1 protein-coding gene is annotated in these 284 nt (G+C 46.1%); it reads right to left on the reverse strand.

Annotation, left to right across the window (positions count from 1 at the left end):
- On the reverse strand, positions 1 to 246 hold a 246-nt coding region (locus NW211_RS14080; RefSeq protein ID WP_258328301.1), incomplete at its 3' end, for a response regulator.
- Between the last annotated feature and the right edge of the window lie 38 nt (positions 247 to 284).

The following is a 284-nucleotide window of genomic DNA, read 5'->3' on the forward strand; positions in this document are numbered from 1 at the left end:
CTCGGTCATTATCACAAATGGAATATCCAACTTCTCCTTGCCAATCCATTCAAGGAGGTGTATGCCGTCGCCTTGTGGCAGACGCACATCTGAAAGTATCAGGTCGAACTGTTCCTTGCGTAGCAGTTTGTGGGCAAAGGGTTCATTCATAGCAGTAGCCACTGAATATCCTTCACGCTCCAGCCAGTCTTTCTGTATATGCGAGAGGGCTATATTATCCTCTACTATCAGTATCCGTTTCTTCATCGGCTATTCTCTCTATCTCTTTACGGGCATCCTCCATT

Source organism: Barnesiella sp. ET7, assembly GCF_024733785.1.
Taxonomy (GTDB): domain Bacteria; phylum Bacteroidota; class Bacteroidia; order Bacteroidales; family Barnesiellaceae; genus Barnesiella; species Barnesiella merdigallinarum.